The organism is Pseudomonas sp. CFBP 8771, assembly GCF_014841695.1.
GTDB lineage: Bacteria > Pseudomonadota > Gammaproteobacteria > Pseudomonadales > Pseudomonadaceae > Aquipseudomonas > Aquipseudomonas baltica.
Genome location: NZ_JACYUJ010000008.1, coordinates 194,687 through 209,132 on the forward strand (window position 1 = coordinate 194,687; position 14,446 = coordinate 209,132).

Sequence of the window (14,446 nt, forward strand, 5' to 3'; positions counted from 1 at the left end):
GCGAACGACGCCACCGCCCCCCCTCAGCCACGCATCGCCCAACGCTGGCGCAGCCACTCCAGATCTTCAGGCCGGGTCACCTTGAGGTTGTCCGCCCGGCCCTCCACCAGCTTCGGCGCAAAACCGGCCCACTCGATGGCCGAGGCCTCGTCGGTAATCGCCACTCCGGCCACCAGGCTGTCGGCCAGAGCCCGATGCAGGGCGCCCAGACGAAACATCTGTGGCGTGAACGCCTGCCAGATCGTGCTGCGATCCACCGTATGCTGAACCCGCCCAGTCGCATCGGCACGCTTGAGCGTGTCGCGCGCGGGCACGGCCAACAGACCGCCGACGCTGTCATCAGCCAGCTCGGCAAGCAGTTTGTCGAGGTCGGTGCGAGAAAGGTTGGGCCGCGCCGCATCGTGCACCAGCACCCAATCACTGCCGTCGGCGCCCTGGGCGTGTAAATGCAGCAAGGCGTTGAGCACCGAGTCGGCACGCTCGCGACCACCGGCCACGCGCTGGATCAGCTCGTTGCTGGCACTGGGCAGGTCGGGCCAGAACGGGTCATCGGCGGCGATGCTGACGACCACGCCCTTGAGCTGTGGATGGCCGAGGAAACAGTCGATGCTGTGTTCCAGGATCGTGCGACCGCCCAAGGTCAGGTACTGCTTGGGGCGGTCCGCTGCCATGCGCGCACCCACGCCCGCAGCGGGAATCACTGCCCAGAAGGCTGGCAGCGAGGTATTCATTGGGCCAACTGGTAGAGGGTTTCACCCTCCTTGACCATGCCCAGTTCATGGCGAGCGCGTTCTTCGACGGTCTCCATGCCCTTTTTCAATTCGAGTACTTCGGCGTCCATCACGCGATTGCGCTCCAGCAGCCGTTCGTTCTCGGCATGCTGTTCGGCGATCTGCTGTTTCAGCTCGGCTACCTGCTTGAGACTTCCGTTTCCGACCCACAGGCGATACTGCAAACCACCCAGGAGCAGAAGCAAGACAAGAAACAACCAATAAGGACTGCGCATCACGTTACCCAGTGGTAAAAAACTTCAACTCTGCGACCAGATAGCACGAAGCCTGGCATCCGCCAGGCTCCGCATGTCGTCTTTCTACCATCTATTGCTTAGCCGCGAAACTCGTCGCGACCACGATAGATCGCCTTGGAACCCAACTGCTCTTCGATACGCAGCAGTTGGTTGTACTTGGAAACACGGTCCGAGCGGCACAGCGAGCCGGTCTTGATCTGGCCTGCAGCGGTGCCCACGGCCAGGTCGGCAATGGTCGAATCTTCGGTTTCACCGGAACGGTGCGAGATCACCGCGGTGTAGCCGGCAGCCTTGGCCATCTGGATGGCTTCCAGGGTTTCGGTCAAGGTACCGATCTGGTTGAACTTGATCAGGATGGAGTTGGCGATCTTCTTGTCGATGCCTTCCTTGAGGATCTTGGTATTGGTCACGAACAGGTCGTCACCCACCAGCTGGACTTTTTCGCCGATCTTGTCGGTGAGAATCTTCCAGCCAGCCCAGTCGGATTCGTCCAGGCCGTCTTCGATCGAGATGATCGGGTAGCGCTCGGTCAGGCCCTTGAGGTATTCGGCGAAACCTTCGGCGTCGAACTTGTGGCCTTCGCCGGCCAGGTCGTAGGTGCCGTTTTCGAAGAATTCGCTGGCAGCGCAGTCCAGTGCCAGGGTCACGTCGGTGCCCAGTTTGTAGCCGGCTTTCTCGACGGCTTCGGCAATGGCGCTCAAGGCATCTTCGTTGGACGCCAGGTCCGGCGCGAAACCACCTTCGTCACCGACAGCAGTGCTCAGGCCGCGAGCTTTCAATACCGCCTTGAGGTGGTGGAAGATCTCGGTGCCCATGCGCAGGCCGTCGGAAAAGGTCTTGGCGCCAACCGGCTGGACCATGAATTCCTGAATGTCGACGTTGTTGTCGGCGTGCTCGCCACCGTTGATGATGTTCATCATCGGCACGGGCATGGAGTAGATGCCCGGCGTGCCGTTGAGGTTGGCGATGTGCGCGTACAGCGGCAGGTCCTGATCCTGTGCGGCGGCCTTGGCAGCGGCCAGGGACACGGCGAGGATGGCGTTGGCGCCCAGCGAAGCCTTGTTCTCGGTACCGTCCAGGGCAATCATGGCGTGATCCAGACCCTTCTGGTCGACCGGATCCTTGCCCAGCAGCGCATCGCGAATCGGGCCATTGATGTTGGCCACAGCCTTCAGAACGCCCTTGCCCATGTAGCGGCTCTTGTCGCCGTCACGCAGCTCCAGCGCTTCGCGCGAGCCGGTGGAAGCGCCCGACGGTGCACAGGCGCTGCCGATGATGCCGTTTTCCAGAAGCACGTCGGCTTCTACGGTAGGGTTGCCACGGGAGTCGAGAACTTCACGACCTTTGATGTCGACGATTTTTGCCATTGTTATGAACACTCCAAAGTAGACGAGACGACGCAGCTTGGGCTTTAGCGATCCCCTCGCGGGCATAGACCCGCTCCCACTGGGCTCGATGTGGGAGCGGGTCTCTGCCCGCGAAAGGGTCACCGCAACAAATCGGGCACTACTTTACCGCAATCAGGCCGTTTCGATCGCCGGGAAACCTTTGACCAATTCATCCAGCGCCTTGAGCTGGGCAAGAAACGGTTCCAGCTTGTCCAGGCGCAGCGCGCACGGGCCATCGCACTTGGCGTTGTCCGGGTCCGGGTGGGCTTCCAGGAACAGACCGGCCAGGCCCTGGCTCAGGCCAGCCTTGGCCAGGTCGGTGACCTGGGCGCGGCGGCCACCGGCCGAGTCGCCGCGACCGCCCGGCATCTGCAGGGCGTGGGTCACGTCGAAGAACACCGGGTACTCGAACGACTTCATGATGCCGAAGCCGAGCATGTCCACTACCAGGTTGTTGTAGCCGAAGCTCGAACCCCGCTCGCAGAGGATCAACTGGTCGTTACCGGCTTCCTCGCACTTGGTCAGGATGTGTTTCATTTCCTGCGGCGCAAGGAACTGGGCTTTCTTGATGTTGATGACCGCGCCGGTCTTGGCCATGGCCACCACCAGGTCGGTCTGGCGCGACAGGAAGGCGGGCAGCTGAATGATGTCGCAGACTTCGGCGACCACGGCAGCTTGTTCAGGCTCGTGCACGTCGGTGATCAGCGGCACGTTGAAGGTCTTCTTGATCTCTTCGAAGATGCGCATGCCCTCCTCCAGGCCGGGGCCGCGGTAGGAGGTCACCGAAGAACGGTTGGCCTTGTCGAAGCTGGCCTTGAACACGTAGGGGATGCCGAGCTTGTCGGTCACCCGCACGTATTCTTCACAGACCTTGAGGGCCATGTCGCGTGATTCCAGCACGTTCATGCCACCGAACAACACGAACGGCTTGTCGTTGGCGATCTCTATATCGCCAACGCGGATGATCTTCTGCGCCATGGTGATCAGGCCTTCTTCTGATGTTGAGCCAATGCGGCCTTGACGAAGCCGGTGAACAACGGATGACCGTCACGCGGCGTCGAGGTGAACTCGGGGTGGAACTGGCAGGCCACGAACCATGGATGGTCCTTGGACTCGACCACTTCGACCAGCGCGCCGTCACCCGAGCGCCCGGAGACGACCAGCCCAGCTTCGACCAGTTGCGGCAGCAGGTTGTTGTTCACTTCGTAGCGATGACGATGACGCTCGACGATCACGTCGCGGGCGTAGCAGTCGTGGACCTTGGAGCCGCCAACCAGCTGGCAGTCCTGCGCGCCCAGACGCATGGTGCCGCCCAGGTCGGAGGCTTCGGTGCGGGTTTCCACGGCGCCGGTGGCGTCTTCCCACTCGGTGATCAGACCGACGACCGGATGGCCGCTGGCGCGATCGAATTCGGTGGAGTTGGCGTCTTTCCAGCCCATGACGTTACGGGCGAACTCGATGACCGCCACCTGCATGCCCAGGCAGATACCCAGGTACGGCACCTTGTTCTCGCGAGCGTACTGCACGGCGGTGATCTTGCCTTCCACGCCACGCAGGCCAAAGCCGCCGGGGACCAGAATGGCGTCGACCCCTTCGAGCAGGGCGGTGCCCTGGTTCTCGATGTCTTCGGAATCGATGTAGCGCAGGTTGACCTTGGTGCGGTTGCTGATGCCGGCATGGCTCATCGCTTCGATCAGCGACTTGTAGGCATCGAGCAGCTCCATGTACTTGCCGACCATGGCGATGGTCACTTCGTGTTCGGGGTTCAGCTTGGCATCGACCACCGCTTCCCATTCGGACAGGTCGGCGCCGCCGCACTGCAGACCGAAGCGCTCGACGACGAAATCGTCCAGGCCCTGGGAGTGCAGGATGCCCGGGATCTTGTAGATGGTGTCGGCGTCTTCCAGGGCAATCACCGCACGCTCTTCGACGTTGGTGAACTGAGCGATCTTGCGGCGCGACGACGTGTCGATCGGGTGATCGGAACGGCACACCAGCACGTCAGGCTGCAAGCCGATGGAGCGCAGTTCCTTGACCGAATGCTGGGTCGGCTTGGTCTTGGTCTCACCCGCGGTGGCGATGTAGGGGACCAGCGTCAGGTGCATCAGCATGGCGCGCTTGGCACCGACCTCGAAACGCAGCTGGCGGATCGCTTCCAGGAACGGCTGGGATTCGATGTCGCCAACGGTGCCGCCGATTTCGACCATGGCCACGTCGGCATCGCCGGCGCCCTTGATGATGCGCCGCTTGATCTCGTCGGTGATGTGCGGGATGACCTGGATGGTCGCGCCCAGGTAATCACCACGGCGCTCCTTGCGCAGCACGTGCTCGTACACCCGGCCGGTGGTGAAGTTGTTGTTCTGGGTCATGGTCGTGCGGATGAACCGCTCGTAGTGCCCCAGGTCCAGGTCGGTCTCGGCGCCGTCGTGGGTGACGAACACTTCCCCGTGCTGGAACGGGCTCATGGTGCCCGGGTCGACGTTGATGTACGGGTCCAGCTTGAGCATGGTGACTTTGAGCCCCCGCGCCTCCAGGATGGCCGCCAATGAAGCCGAGGCAATGCCTTTCCCCAATGAAGAAACAACACCGCCCGTGACGAAGATGTAGCGCGTCATGAAAAACCCTAGAAGTCTGCGTTAAAGCGGCAGAAGCCGCCGGGGAAAGCGAAGGAAGGCCGAAGCCCCCGACGGCCAAAAACGGTTTGGCAATCGGCAACGTCCGTGAATCCGGTGGGTTCACAGAAGTTGTATCAAGAAGGGAGCGTAGTCTACCGGATTCCCCCTTTCATCTCAAACTCTGCTCGCCGGTTGTCGGCGACCAGAGCAGTCGTCCTTCGATGGCAGACAGCGGCAGGTTGGCCACGGCAACCAAGCGGTCGTGGATGAACAGCAGCGGCAAACGATCGCGCACGAACCCTGGCAGCCGGCTTTCATTGAGCAAGCGCTTGAGGTCACGCTCGCCGCGAACGGGCAGGCGCAGGCGCTCGCCGCCCTGGCGGTAGCGGATCTGCGCGTGCCCCGGCAACGGGCCGCCCTGCCAATGCACCTCGCCGTTGCCGACCAACTGCAGGGCTTGTCGGGTGTCTGGCCAACCCTGAGACGGGGGCTGGGCCTGCGACCATTGGCCACTGACCCACCAGATCCGCCCGTGGGCCCTGTGCAGCTCGCCGTCGGCCAGGCGCCAGACCGGTGTAGCGGCGGGATCCGCGTCGCGCAGGGACGTCCAGCCAACCCAGTGCTGGGTATCGGGCAAGCGCGTCAGAGCCGCAAGCCAGTATTGCAGGGCATTGCGCTGGCGGCTTTCGGACAGGGTACGAAGCGGCGCCAGGGTCAGGCTGGGCAATGCCAGCCAGGAAGGTTCGCCAGCTGCGTGCGCAGGCGCAAGGTCCGCGGCGGCCAGTTCATCCAGCAGCTGCGCCGCCTCGCTCAGGTGCGCGGCGGCCCTGGCGATACTGCCGGCAGCCTGGGGCCAGCGCGCCGTGATCACGGGCAGGACCTCGCCACGCAGATAGTTGCGAGAGAAACGCGTGTCGGTGTTCGAGGGGTCTTCGATCCACTGCAGGCCATGGTTGCGAGCGTAGGCAAGCAACTCGGCGCGAGGCTCGTCGAGCAACGGCCTCACCAGTATCCCCTGCCCTTGCGGTCGCTGCCTGGGCATTGCCGCAAGCCCTCGCACACCGGCGCCGCGCAGCAGACGAAACAGTACGGTTTCGGCCTGATCGTCCTGATGCTGGGCTGCGAACAGCACATCAGCGGCGCCGAGCAGCGCATCGAAAGCGCGATAGCGCGCCTGGCGTGCGGCCTGCTCCAGGCTGGCACCGTCCTGCACCCGAACCTTGATCACCTGCAAGGGCACATCGAGCTGATCGCAGAGTGCCTGGCAGTGGGCAGGCCAGGTGTCGGCAACCGCTTGCAGGCCGTGATGGATATGAATGGCGGTCAGGGCTGGACGGTTGGGCACGCTGGCCAACAGGTGCAGCAGGACGGTGGAATCGAGGCCACCGGAGAGGGCGAGGTGCCAGGCGGGGGCTTGCAGAAAAGGCTGCAGCCTGTTGCTCAGGCGCTGGGCCAGGGCGGAGGGTTCACGCATGGGGCGACCCCTTTCTGGTGCATGAATCAGGATCGGCGGTGCTGCCTTCGCGGGTAGAACCCGCTCCCACAAGGAACGAAGTACGTTTCAGGCATATGAGAGCGCGGTGCTGCCTTCGCGGGCAGAGGGCTCAGCCGCCCGCCCCGCTCCCACAATGGACGAAGGTGGGAGCGGGCTCTGCCCGCGAAGGGCGCGCCGCGGTCTCGGCCCTTACAACCCGTAGCTCATCAACCGGTCATAGCGGCGGCCGAGCAAGGTCTCGGTGTCGAAACCCTTGAGCATGTCCAGCTGGCTGGTCAGCTCGGCGCGAATAAGGGCCGAGGCAGCGGCCGGATCGCGATGGGCGCCACCCAGGGGCTCATCGATCACCTTGTCGACGATGCCCAGGTGATTCAAGCGTTCGGCGGTGATGCCCATGGCTTCCGCAGCGTCCGGCGCCTTCTCGGCAGTCTTCCACAGAATCGACGCGCAGCCTTCGGGCGAAATCACCGCATAGGTCGAATACTGCAACATGTTCAGCTGGTCGCAGACGCCGATGGCCAGCGCACCACCGGAACCCCCTTCGCCGATGACGGTGGCGATGATCGGCGTCTTCAGCCGCGCCATCACCCGCAGGTTCCAGGCGATCGCTTCGCTCTGGTTGCGCTCTTCGGCATCGATGCCCGGATAGGCGCCCGGCGTGTCGATGAAGGTGAGGATCGGCATCTTGAAGCGCTCGGCCATTTCCATCAGGCGGCAGGCCTTGCGATAGCCTTCAGGGCGCGGCATGCCGAAGTTGCGACGGACCTTCTCGCGCACTTCACGGCCTTTCTGGTGGCCAATGATCATCACCGGCTGGTCGTCGAGGCGGGCGACACCACCGACGATGGCGGCGTCGTCGGAGAAATGCCGATCACCGTGCAGTTCATCGAATTCGGTAAAAATGTGCTGGATGTAGTCCAGGGTGTACGGGCGGCGCGGGTGACGCGCGAGCCGGGCAATCTGCCAACTGGTCAGGTTGCCGAAGATGCTTTCGGTCAGCGTGCGGCTTTTGTCTTGCAGACGAGAGATCTCGTCGCCGATGTTCAACGAATTGTCGTTGCCTACCAGGCGCAGCTCTTCGATCTTGGCTTGCAGGTCAGCGATCGGCTGTTCGAAATCAAGAAAATTCGGGTTCATAGGCATCCGTCTTGGGTCGACGGCCAAGCGGCCGGCCGGTTGATCCGTTTGGCGCCATACCTTAAAGGAAACGGCGCGTTCAGGTCGAGTTTATTAATTGTGGTCGAACCCGCCCCGCAGGGCCAGTTCAACGATATTGCAGAAAGACGTTCTCGCGGCCGAACTGGTCACGCAGCGCTTGAATCAAGCTGTCGGCCGGGTCGATCCGCCAGCCTTCGCCAAACTGCAGCGTGGCCTTGGCATCGCTGCTGGTGTATTCCATGGTGATCGGGCAGGCGCCACGGTGCTGGCGGCACAGTTCACCGAGCCAGCCCAGCCGGTCGCCGCCCAGCCCGTCGGCGTGCACCTTGAGGCGCAGGCTTTCGGCCAGGTTGGTGCGCGCATCCTCCATGCTCATCACGCGCTTGACGCGCAGGCGCAGCCCCCCGGAGAAATCGTCGTTGCTGACCTCCCCTTCCACCACCACCATCGCATCGGTCTGCAGCAGCGACTGAGCGGACATGAAGGCATCGGCGAACAACGACGCCTCGATACGAGCCGAACGGTCGTCGAGGGTGATGAAACCCATCTTGTCGCCCTTCTTGTTCTTCATCACCCGCAGGGCGATGACCATGCCCGCCACTGTCTGGGTTTCGCGCGAAGGCTTGAGGTCGATGATGCGCTGGCGTGCGAAGCGGCGGATCTCGCCTTCGTATTCGTCGATCGGGTGCCCGGTCAGGTACAGACCCAGGGTTTCCTTCTCGCCGCGCAGCCGCTCCTTGAGCGTGAGTTCCTTGGCCTTGCGGTGGCTGGCATAGACATCGGCGTCGGCTTCGACGAACACCCCGCCAAACAGGTCGTCGTGGCCGCTGTCGTGGGTGCGTGCGGTCTGTTCCGCCGCCTTGATCGCCCCTTCCATGGCTGACAGCAAGACTGCGCGGTTGCGATCGATGTTGGCCTGGTAGGCCTTGGTTTCATCATGGAAATGCGGGCCCAGCCGGTCGATTGCGCCACTGCGGATCAGGCCGTCGAGGGTGCGCTTGTTGATGCGCTTGAGGTCGACGCGCTCGCAGAAATCGAACAGGTCCTTGAACGGGCCGGCCTGACGCGCCTCGATGATCGCCTCCACCGGGCCTTCGCCGACACCCTTGATCGCGCCCAGCCCATAGACGATGCGACCGTCGTCGTTGACCGTGAACTTGAACTCGGAATTGTTCACGTCCGGCGCGTCCAGGCGCAGCTTCATGGTGCGCACTTCTTCGATCAGGGTCACGACCTTGTCGGTGTTGTGCATGTCTGCCGAGAGCACCGCAGCCATGAACGGCGCCGGGTAGTGGGTCTTGAGCCAGGCGGTCTGGTAGGACACCAGGCCATAGGCGGCAGAGTGGGACTTGTTGAAACCGTAGCCGGCGAATTTTTCCACCAGGTCAAAAATGTTCCCGGCCAGGTCCGGGTCGATATTGTTGCTCGCGCAGCCTTCGATGAAGCCACCGCGCTGCTTGGCCATCTCCTCGGGTTTCTTCTTGCCCATGGCGCGGCGCAGCATGTCGGCGCCACCCAGGGTGTAGCCCGCCATGACCTGCGCGATCTGCATCACCTGCTCTTGATACAGGATGATGCCGTAGGTCGGCGCCAGCACCGGCTTCAGGCCTTCGTACTGGTAATCCGAGTGCGGATAGGCCAGCTCGGCGCGACCGTGCTTGCGGTTGATGAAGTCGTCCACCATGCCCGACTGCAGCGGCCCCGGTCGAAACAGGGCCACCAGGGCGATGAGGTCTTCCAGGCAGTCGGGCTTGAGCTTTTTGATCAGCTCCTTCATGCCGCGCGACTCGAGCTGGAACACCGCCGTGGTCTCGGCCTTCTGCAGCAGCTGGTAGGTCGGTTTGTCGTCGAGCGGAATGAACGCGATGTCCAGCGGCGCTTCGTTGACCTTGGCACGGTCGCGGTTGATGGTCTTCAACGCCCAGTCGATGATGGTCAGGGTGCGCAGGCCGAGGAAGTCGAACTTGACCAGGCCGGCGGCTTCCACGTCATCCTTGTCGAACTGGGTCACCAGGCCGTCGCCGGCCTCGTCGCAGTAGATCGGCGCGAAGTCGGTCAGTTTGGTCGGCGCGATCACCACACCACCGGCGTGCTTGCCGACGTTACGCACCACGCCCTCGAGCTTGCGCGCCATGTCCCAGATTTCCGCGGCTTCTTCGTCGACCTTGATGAAATCGCGGAGAATTTCTTCCTGTTCGTAGGCTTTTTCCAAGGTCATGCCGACTTCGAACGGAATCATCTTGGACAGCCGGTCGGCCAGGCCATAGGACTTGCCCTGCACCCGCGCCACGTCGCGCACCACCGCCTTGGCCGCCATGGAACCGAAGGTGATGATCTGGCTCACCGCATTGCGGCCATATTTGTCGGCCACGTAGTCGATGACCCGGTCGCGGCCATCCATGCAGAAGTCGACGTCGAAGTCGGGCATGGAGACCCGCTCGGGGTTGAGAAAGCGCTCGAACAGCAGGTCGTACTCCAGCGGATCGAGGTCGGTGATCTTCTGCACGTAGGCCACCAGCGAACCTGCGCCCGAACCGCGGCCCGGACCGACCGGCACGCCGTTGCTCTTGGCCCACTGGATGAAGTCCATCACGATCAGGAAGTAGCCGGGAAAGCCCATCTGGATGATGATGTCGAGCTCGAAATTCAGCCGGTCGACATAGACCTGGCGGCGCGCCTCGTAATCCTCGGTGGTGTCCCTGGGCAACAGCACGGCAAGGCGTTCTTCCAGGCCGTCGAACGAGACCTTGCGGAAATATTCGTCAATGGTCATGCCATCGGGAATCGGATAGTCGGGCAGGAAGTGCTTGCCCAGCTTGACGTCGATGTTGCAACGCCTGGCGATCTCGACCGTGTTTTCCAGCGCCTCGGGCAAGTCGCTGAACAGCTCGGCCATTTCCTCGGCGCTCTTGAGGTACTGCTGGTCGCTGTAGTTCTTGTTGCGGCGCGGGTCGTCGAGCGCCCGGCCTTCACCGATGCACACGCGGGTTTCGTGGGCTTCGAAGTCTTCCTGCTTGATGAAGCGCACGTCGTTGGTGGCCACCAGTGGCGCGCCCAGACGGTCGGCCAGGGCCACAGCCGCGTGCAGGTATTCTTCGTCGTTGGTGCGATTGGTCCGCTGCACCTCGACATAGAACCGCTCGGGGAAAATCGCCATCCATTCGCGCAACAGGTTGTCGGCATCGCCCGGGTAACCGCCCAGCAGCGCCATGCCGATCTCGCCCTCCTTGCCCGCCGACAGGCAGATCACCCCTTCACTGGCTTCGGCCACCCACTGCCGTTCGACGATCACCTGGCCATTGCGCTGGCCCTCGATGAAGCCACGGGAAATCAGTTCGGTAATGTTGCGATAGCCGACTGCGTTCATCGCCAGCAGGCTGATGCGGCTCAACTGTCCATCGGGGTCGCGGTTGGCCAGCCACAGGTCGGCACCGCAGATCGGCTTGATGCCGGCGCCCATGGCCGCCTTGTAGAACTTCACCAGCGAACACATGTTGTTCTGGTCGGTCACCGCCACCGCCGGCATGTTCATGCCGGCCAGCGCCTTGACCAGCGGCTTGATCCGCACCAGGCCGTCGACCAGCGAGTATTCGGTGTGCAGGCGAAGATGAACGAAGGAAACCGACATGTTGATCCTATGGGTTGCGGTAGAACGACAAGGCCCGGATTGTACCGGGCCTTGATCAAAACATCAGCCTGCTAGACCCAGGCGGGCGCTTGATCGCTGCTTTCGCGCGCCTGCCATGCGGCACGAACCGGTGCGAACGATCGCCGGTGAATGGGCGTCGGGCCCAGCCGGGCCAAGGCTTCCAGGTGCACCGGTGTAGGGTAGCCCTTGTGCCCGCCCATGCCATAGCCGGGGTAGATCAATTCGAATGCAGACATTTCCCGGTCGCGGCTGACCTTGGCCAGGATCGAAGCGGCGGCGATCGCCGGGACCTTGGCATCACCCTGGATCACCGGAGCGCTGGGCACGTCCAGTTGCGGACAGCGATTGCCGTCGATCAGTGCAAGCCTTGGCGTGATGCTCAGGCCCTGCACCGCCCGCTGCATGGCGAGCATGGTTGCGTGCAGAATGTTCAGGCGGTCGATCTCTTCGACTTCGGCGCGCGCGATGCACCAGGCCAGGGCTTTCTCGCAGATCTCTTCGTAAAGCAGTTCACGACGCGCTTCGGTGAGCTTTTTCGAATCGTTGAGCCCGAGGATCGGCCGTCGCGGATCGAGAATCACCGCTGCCGTCACCACCGCGCCGCACAGCGGCCCGCGGCCGACTTCGTCGACACCGGCAACCAGCTCTTCGACCAGATCGAAATCCAGCCCCATCTGCAGTTGCCTGCTTGTCTGTGGAGGCTTAGCCATCGTTCCTGCCTATCAGTTGCAACACGGCCTCGGCCGCCTGGTTGGACGCATCACGGCGCAGCGTGCGGTGAATCGCATCGAAGCCGCTGGTCTGTTCTTCGCCGCTCGCCAGCAGGGGCAGCAGCCGGTCGGCCAGGGCCTGGGGCGTGGCCTCATCCTGCAGCAGCTCGGGGACCAGCATGCGCTGGGCCAGCAGATTGGGCAACGACACGTAGGGGCTTTTGACCATACGCTTGAGAATCCAGTACGTCAGGGGCGCCAGCCGGTAGGCGACCACCATCGGGCGCTTGTACAACAAGGCTTCGAGGGTGGCCGTGCCGGAGGCGATGAGTACCGCATCACAGGCGGCCAGCGCGGTGTGCGAGTCACCGTCGAGCAAGGTCACCGGCAACGTCCGCCCGACGAGCATCTGCTCCAGTTGCGCGCGGCGCTGTGGGTTGGCGCAGGGAATGACGAAACGCATCTGCGGGTGCGCCTGCAACAGCAACTGGGCGCTGTCGAGGAACAACTCGCCCAGGCGCCCGACTTCGCCGCCGCGGCTGCCCGGCATCAGCGCCACGACCGGAAAATCACCCGCCAGGCCCAGCTGTGCGCGGGCCTGACCGCGATCGGCGTGCAGCGCAATGGTGTCGGCCAAGGGATGGCCAACGAAGCGCACCGGCACGCCCTGCTCTTCGTAGAACCTGGCCTCGAAGGGCAGTAGCGTCAGCATCAGGTCGCAGCCCTGGCGAATCTTCAGCACCCGCTTCTGCCGCCATGCCCACACCGAAGGGCTGACGTAGTGCACGGTCTTGATCCCGGCCTGGCGCAGCTTGAGCTCGATGTTGAGGGTAAAGTCAGGAGCGTCGATACCGATGAACACGTCCGGCTTGCACGCGATCAGCTCGGCAACCAGCTGCTTGCGCCGGGCCAGCAGTTCGCGCAGGCGACCCAGCACCTCGACCAGGCCCATGACCGACAGACGCTCCATGGGGAAGCGACTGACCAGCCCTTGGGCTTCCATCAGCGGCCCCCCGACGCCGATGAACTGGATGTGCGGATGGCGTGCCTTGAGCGCGCGCATCAGCCCCGAACCCAGGATATCGCCGCTGGCTTCACCTGCCACCAATGCCACGGTCAGCGCTGCGGGGTGCGACATCAGCGGGTGATGCCGCGGGTCGAGGACTGGATCGACTTGAGGAAGACGTCGACCTCGGGGTACAGACGCGCTGGCTCGGCCAGATCGAGCAATGCCTGCTCGACGGTCAAGCCTCGGCGATAGACCGTCTTGTAGGCACGGCGCAGGGCGTGGATGGCGTCGTCGCTGAAGCCGCGGCGGCGCATGCCTTCGAAATTCATGCTGCGGGCTTCGGCCGGGTTGCCGAACACCGTGACATAGGCCGGCACGTCCTTGCCGATGGCCGTGCCCATGCCCGAAAAGCTGTGGGCACCGATGTGGCAATACTGGTGCACCAGGGTAAAGCCGGAAAGGATCGCCCAATCGTGCACGTGCACATGGCCGGCCAGTGCCGTGTTGTTGACCAGGATGCAGTGGTTGCCGATCACGCTGTCGTGCCCGATGTGGGCGTAAGCCATGATCAGGTTGTGATCGCCCAGCGTGGTTTCGGCGCGGTCCTGCACGGTGCCACGGTGAATGGTCACACCTTCACGGATGACGTTGTGGTCACCGATGACCAGACGGGTTTCTTCGCCCTTGTACTTGAGGTCCGGCGTGTCTTCCCCGATGGAGGAAAACTGGTAGATGCGGTTGTGCCTGCCGATGCGGGTCGGCCCCTTGAGGATGACATGGGGACCGATCACGGTGCCCTCGCCGATTTCCACGCCCGCACCAACGATCGACCAAGGGCCGACTTCGACGCCATCTGCCAGAACGGCGGACGGGTCGATGATGGCGCGAGGGTCAATCAAACTCATAGCTTGCGTTCCGCACAGATGATCTCGGCCGAGCAGACCGGCTTGCCGTCGACCGAAGCCTTGCAGTCGAACTTCCAGATCTGCCGCTTGCAGCTGATGAACTTGGCTTCCAGGATCAGTTGGTCGCCGGGCAGCACGGGCTGGCGGAAACGCAGCTTGTCCGAACCCACGAAGTAGTAGAGCGTACCGTCGGCCGGTTTGACATCGAGCATCTTGAAACCAAGGATGCCGGCGGCCTGGGCCATGGCCTCGATGATCAGCACGCCCGGCATGATCGGGTGCGCGGGAAAGTGACCATTGAAGAACGGCTCGTTGATGCTGACATTCTTGTAGGCGCGAATGCTCTGGCTTTCGACGTCCAGCTCCACTACGCGATCCACCAGCAGAAAGGGATAGCGGTGCGGCAGGTATTCGCGAATCTCGTTGATGTCCATCATTTCGGGGGGAAGCCTGTAGTAAAGATAGGGAGCGCGCGGCTGACGCGCGACAC

The 14,446-nt window shown here is 63.1% G+C and carries 12 protein-coding genes; all 12 read right to left on the reverse strand.

Translation table 11 applies throughout. The annotated features are described in order from the left end of the window. Positions 1 to 23: 23 nt before the first annotated feature. Positions 24 to 731, reverse strand: coding sequence for a 2-C-methyl-D-erythritol 4-phosphate cytidylyltransferase (ispD, locus tag IFT80_RS19235; RefSeq protein WP_122476547.1), 708 nt, complete (start codon positions 729 to 731; stop codon positions 24 to 26). Beyond that, positions 728 to 1,006, reverse strand: coding sequence for a cell division protein FtsB (ftsB, locus tag IFT80_RS19240; RefSeq protein ID WP_043185120.1), 279 nt, complete (start codon positions 1,004 to 1,006; stop codon positions 728 to 730). Before ftsB ends, ispD begins: the two co-directional genes overlap by 4 nt. A gap of 98 nt (positions 1,007 to 1,104) precedes the next feature. Then, a complete protein-coding gene (eno, locus tag IFT80_RS19245) occupies positions 1,105 to 2,394 on the reverse strand; it encodes a phosphopyruvate hydratase (RefSeq protein WP_192138106.1) in 1,290 nt (429 codons plus the stop codon). A 153-nt stretch (positions 2,395 to 2,547) separates the two neighbouring features. Further along, positions 2,548 to 3,393 carry a 3-deoxy-8-phosphooctulonate synthase gene (gene kdsA, locus IFT80_RS19250; protein WP_192138107.1) on the reverse strand — a complete coding sequence of 282 codons (846 nt, stop codon included), beginning with the start codon at positions 3,391 to 3,393 and terminating at the stop codon, positions 2,548 to 2,550. A gap of 5 nt (positions 3,394 to 3,398) precedes the next feature. Continuing rightward, entirely contained in the window at positions 3,399 to 5,030 is a 1,632-nt protein-coding gene (locus IFT80_RS19255; protein ID WP_122476552.1) for a CTP synthase, read from the reverse strand. 169 nt (positions 5,031 to 5,199) lie between these two features. After that, positions 5,200 to 6,504, reverse strand: a complete 1,305-nt coding sequence (gene tilS / locus IFT80_RS19260; protein ID WP_192138108.1) for a tRNA lysidine(34) synthetase TilS — start codon at positions 6,502 to 6,504, stop codon at positions 5,200 to 5,202. Positions 6,505 to 6,714: 210 nt separating this feature from the next. Then, a complete protein-coding gene (locus tag IFT80_RS19265) occupies positions 6,715 to 7,662 on the reverse strand; it encodes an acetyl-CoA carboxylase carboxyltransferase subunit alpha (protein WP_122476555.1) in 948 nt (315 codons plus the stop codon). A gap of 127 nt (positions 7,663 to 7,789) precedes the next feature. Continuing rightward, a complete protein-coding gene (gene dnaE, locus IFT80_RS19270; protein ID WP_122476557.1) occupies positions 7,790 to 11,311 on the reverse strand; it encodes a DNA polymerase III subunit alpha in 3,522 nt (1,173 codons plus the stop codon). 71 nt (positions 11,312 to 11,382) lie between these two features. After that, positions 11,383 to 12,012, reverse strand: a complete 630-nt coding sequence (rnhB, locus tag IFT80_RS19275) for a ribonuclease HII (RefSeq protein WP_163007437.1) — start codon at positions 12,010 to 12,012, stop codon at positions 11,383 to 11,385. Between the two features lie 22 nt (positions 12,013 to 12,034). Next, complete coding sequence (gene lpxB, locus IFT80_RS19280) at positions 12,035 to 13,180, reverse strand: lipid-A-disaccharide synthase (RefSeq protein WP_185794265.1); 1,146 nt, start codon at positions 13,178 to 13,180, stop codon at positions 12,035 to 12,037. Next, positions 13,180 to 13,956 (reverse strand): acyl-ACP--UDP-N-acetylglucosamine O-acyltransferase, encoded by a 777-nt coding sequence (gene lpxA / locus IFT80_RS19285; protein WP_122476561.1) that lies wholly within the window; start codon positions 13,954 to 13,956, stop codon positions 13,180 to 13,182. Before lpxA ends, lpxB begins: the two co-directional genes overlap by 1 nt. After that, positions 13,953 to 14,393: a 3-hydroxyacyl-ACP dehydratase FabZ gene (gene fabZ / locus IFT80_RS19290; protein WP_043185101.1), complete on the reverse strand. Its 441-nt coding sequence runs from the start codon at positions 14,391 to 14,393 to the stop codon at positions 13,953 to 13,955. Before fabZ ends, lpxA begins: the two co-directional genes overlap by 4 nt. Positions 14,394 to 14,446 lie beyond the last annotated feature (53 nt).

What these genes read in the sequence shown, in the direction of transcription:
- tilS (WP_192138108.1), bottom strand. Translation starts at nt 6,504, where the DNA reads ATGCGTGAACCCTCCGCCCTGGCCCAGCGCCTGAGCAACAGGCTGCAG.
- dnaE (WP_122476557.1), bottom strand. Translation starts at nt 11,311, where the DNA reads ATGTCGGTTTCCTTCGTTCATCTTCGCCTGCACACCGAATACTCGCTG.
- eno (WP_192138106.1), bottom strand. Translation starts at nt 2,394, where the DNA reads ATGGCAAAAATCGTCGACATCAAAGGTCGTGAAGTTCTCGACTCCCGT.
- ftsB (WP_043185120.1), bottom strand. Translation starts at nt 1,006, where the DNA reads ATGCGCAGTCCTTATTGGTTGTTTCTTGTCTTGCTTCTGCTCCTGGGT.
- lpxA (WP_122476561.1), bottom strand. Translation starts at nt 13,956, where the DNA reads ATGAGTTTGATTGACCCTCGCGCCATCATCGACCCGTCCGCCGTTCTG.
- ispD (WP_122476547.1), bottom strand. Translation starts at nt 731, where the DNA reads ATGAATACCTCGCTGCCAGCCTTCTGGGCAGTGATTCCCGCTGCGGGC.
- kdsA (WP_192138107.1), bottom strand. Translation starts at nt 3,393, where the DNA reads ATGGCGCAGAAGATCATCCGCGTTGGCGATATAGAGATCGCCAACGAC.
- fabZ (WP_043185101.1), bottom strand. Translation starts at nt 14,393, where the DNA reads ATGATGGACATCAACGAGATTCGCGAATACCTGCCGCACCGCTATCCC.
- IFT80_RS19255 (WP_122476552.1), bottom strand. Translation starts at nt 5,030, where the DNA reads ATGACGCGCTACATCTTCGTCACGGGCGGTGTTGTTTCTTCATTGGGG.
- IFT80_RS19265 (WP_122476555.1), bottom strand. Translation starts at nt 7,662, where the DNA reads ATGAACCCGAATTTTCTTGATTTCGAACAGCCGATCGCTGACCTGCAA.
- lpxB (WP_185794265.1), bottom strand. Translation starts at nt 13,180, where the DNA reads ATGTCGCACCCCGCAGCGCTGACCGTGGCATTGGTGGCAGGTGAAGCC.